Below are 3,098 nucleotides of genomic sequence, written 5' to 3' on the forward strand. Positions count from 1 at the left end.
CAACACCTATGGGACCACGTGCATGCATTTTTCCTGTTGCGATACCAATTTCCATTCCAAAACCAAATTCACCTCCATCAGCAAATTGTGTAGATGCATTGTGTAATAAAATAGCTGAATCTAAATGATTAAAAAAATTCTTCACCACTTCCAAATCCTCAGCAATAATCGATTCCGTATGTCCTGATGAATAACGCTTGATATGAGCAATGGCTCCCTCAACACCCTCAACCGTTTTAACAGAAAGAATAGCATCAAGATATTCATGCGACCAATCTTCTTCAGAAGCTAATTTGACATCTGGCATAAGAAAAACAATATCTTCTGTGGCACGAATTTCACACCCCTTTTCCTGTAAAGCAGTTAAAACAGGAAGAAATTTTTTTAATGCTTGGCTGTCAATGAGAACTGTCTCAACAGCACCGCATATCCCTGTTCGCCGCAGCTTTGCATTTAAAACAATATTGCGTGCCATATCTAAATCTGCCGATTTATCAATATAAATATGACAAAGTCCCTCCAAATGAGCAAAAATTGGAACACGTGCATCAGACTGAACGCGGGCAACAAGGCTCTTTCCACCACGTGGTACGATCACATCAATCGCTCCATCCAATCCTTTGAGCATTTCCCCAACGGCAGCACGATCTGTCGTTCCAACCATTTGGATGGCATCTTTGGGTAAACCAGAGCGCTCTAAACCTTGTACCAAAGCTAAATGAAGAGCATGAGAAGAATGAAAGCTATCCGAACCACCGCGCAAAATCGCAGCATTACCTGCTTTTAAGCACAAAGAACTCGCATCAACTGTAACATTGGGACGACTTTCATAAATAATGCCAATCACACCAAGAGGTGTTCGTACACGACTTATATGAAGCCCATTTGGACGCGTCCATTCATCCATCACTTGTCCAACAGGATCAGATAAACGAGCAACTTGGCGAACACTGTCTATCATTGCACGTAAACGCAAATCATCTAATTTTAGCCGATCAATCATTGCAGCTTTCAAATTATTCTGAGCAGCATTCTCTAAATCTTGACAATTCGCCCGTAAAATTTCATCTGACTGAGCCTCTAAACTTAAAGCGATCATTTCTAATGCATTGTTCTTTTGCTCAGAAGAAGCAACAGCCAATGCTGCAGCGGCATAGCGTGCTTTTTGTCCCATATCTTTCATTTTTTCTTCTAAAGTCATCGTAACATCCACTCTGCCAAAACAATAAAAACAAAAGTAACTTTTTTAAACAGTATTGGTCAAGCAACGTACAATCATATCATTACGATGCACCATAGCAGAGCGCGCCTCATACCCAAGAATAGCTTCGATTTCTTCACTTTTATGTCCTATAATGCGTACAGCCTCATCTTTGTCATAGCTTACAAGTCCACGCGCAATCTCAACTCCATCTGTACCAACAATTGCAACCGTATCCCCACGCTGGAAATTTCCCTCAACGCCAATAACCCCTGCAGCTAATAATGATTTTCCTGATTCAAGAGCCCTAATGGCTCCTTGATCAATCGTCAAAACACCAGATGGATCTAAATGACCAGAAATCCATGTTTTCCAAGCATTGACAGATTTCTTACTTGCCGCAAAAAAACTCTTGCGTTCACCTTTGTCAATTGCAGCAAGAGGATTCATACGCTTGCCTGAGGTGATAATCATCGCCGTTCCAGCAGCATTAGCTATTTTTCCGGCTTCAAGCTTAGTCTTCATTCCTCCCCGTGAAAACTCTGAAGCAGCAACATCTGCCATTTTTTCGATATCATGCGTAATGGATGCAACAAAAGGTATAAATTCAGCCGTAGGATCACTATGGGGAGACTTTGTATAAAGACCATCAATATCGGATAAAAGTATTAAAAGATCTGCCCTCACCATTGTTGCCACACGTGCAGCTAAACGATCATTATCACCATAACGAATTTCAGTTGTTGCAACAGTATCATTCTCATTAATAACAGGCACAGCTCCCAAATATAAAAGCGTCTCAATCGTTGCACGTGCATTGAGATAACGCCTTCGCTCCTCCGTATCAAATAAAGTGAGCAAAATTTGGCCTGTTTTGAGCCCATGTTGAGCAAGCGCATCACCATAGGTTTTTGCTAACTCAATTTGCCCCAAAGCAGCACATGCCTGGCTTTCTTCCAATTTCAAAGCCCCCTTAGGAAGCTGTAGCAATGTCCTTCCTAAAGCAATAGCACCTGAAGACACCAATAATATCTCTACGCCTCCTTTGTGTAATTCAACAACATCACTGATCAAGCTTTTAAGCCATTCAACCCGTAAACCTGCCTGAGGATCAACCAAAAGGGCAGATCCAATCTTGACCACAATACGTTTATAGTGTGTAAGTTTTTGCGATCCAACAGCCATCTCAATCAACCTTGCTATCCCCACTGATCTCCTCTTTGCGTGACATTTCAATAATATGTGCACCAGCACGCAGCACATTTTCTAAACCTTCGCGGCTAACCGCAGAAAACATCATAACTGGTTGATCCGCTGCTCTTTGCAAAGCTTCCCGTTTAGCTTCACGCTCTTCAGTTGTCAGAGTATCTATCTGGCTTAAAGCAACAATTTCAGTTTTATCACTTAGATTATTTCCATATGCCTCAAGTTCATGACGCACAATTTGATATGCTTTTGCTACATCTTCTTCTTGAGAAGAAATTAGATGAAGCAGTACGCGACAACGTTCCACATGTCCTAAAAAACGATCTCCAATTCCCACACCTTCATGCGCTCCTTCAATTAATCCTGGAATATCAGCCAAAACAAATTCACGACCATCAATACGTACAACACCAAGATGAGGATGTAGAGTGGTAAAAGGATAATCTGCAACTTTTGGTTTTGCAGCCGTTACAGAAGCTAAAAAAGTTGATTTTCCAGCATTTGGTAAACCAACAAGCCCCGCATCAGCAATTAACTTCAAACGAAGCCATATTGCACGCTCTTCTCCAGCCAAACCTGGATTTGCACGACGCGGTGCCCGATTTGTCGATGTTGTAAAGTGAAGATTGCCAAAACCGCCATTCCCTCCTTTTGCAAGGCGATAGCGCTGTCCCACTTCCGTTAAATCACA

Annotated in this window: 3 protein-coding genes; all 3 read right to left on the minus strand. The window is 41.8% G+C overall.

Annotated elements, in window-relative coordinates:
• Window positions 1–1,201, minus strand: a 1,201-nt coding sequence (locus ACFIL8_RS06725; protein WP_375689211.1) for a glutamate-5-semialdehyde dehydrogenase, incomplete at its 3' end; no start/stop codon positions are given.
• Between the two features lie 45 nt (window positions 1,202–1,246).
• A complete protein-coding gene (gene proB / locus ACFIL8_RS06730; RefSeq protein ID WP_375689213.1) occupies window positions 1,247–2,386 on the minus strand; it encodes a glutamate 5-kinase in 1,140 nt (379 codons plus the stop codon).
• A gap of 1 nt (window position 2,387) precedes the next feature.
• Window positions 2,388–3,098 (minus strand): Obg family GTPase CgtA (gene cgtA, locus ACFIL8_RS06735; RefSeq protein ID WP_375689215.1); only part of this gene is annotated, 711 nt, incomplete at its 5' end.

This window comes from Bartonella sp. AP57NXGY, assembly GCF_042195805.1.
Lineage (GTDB): Bacteria > Pseudomonadota > Alphaproteobacteria > Rhizobiales > Rhizobiaceae > Bartonella.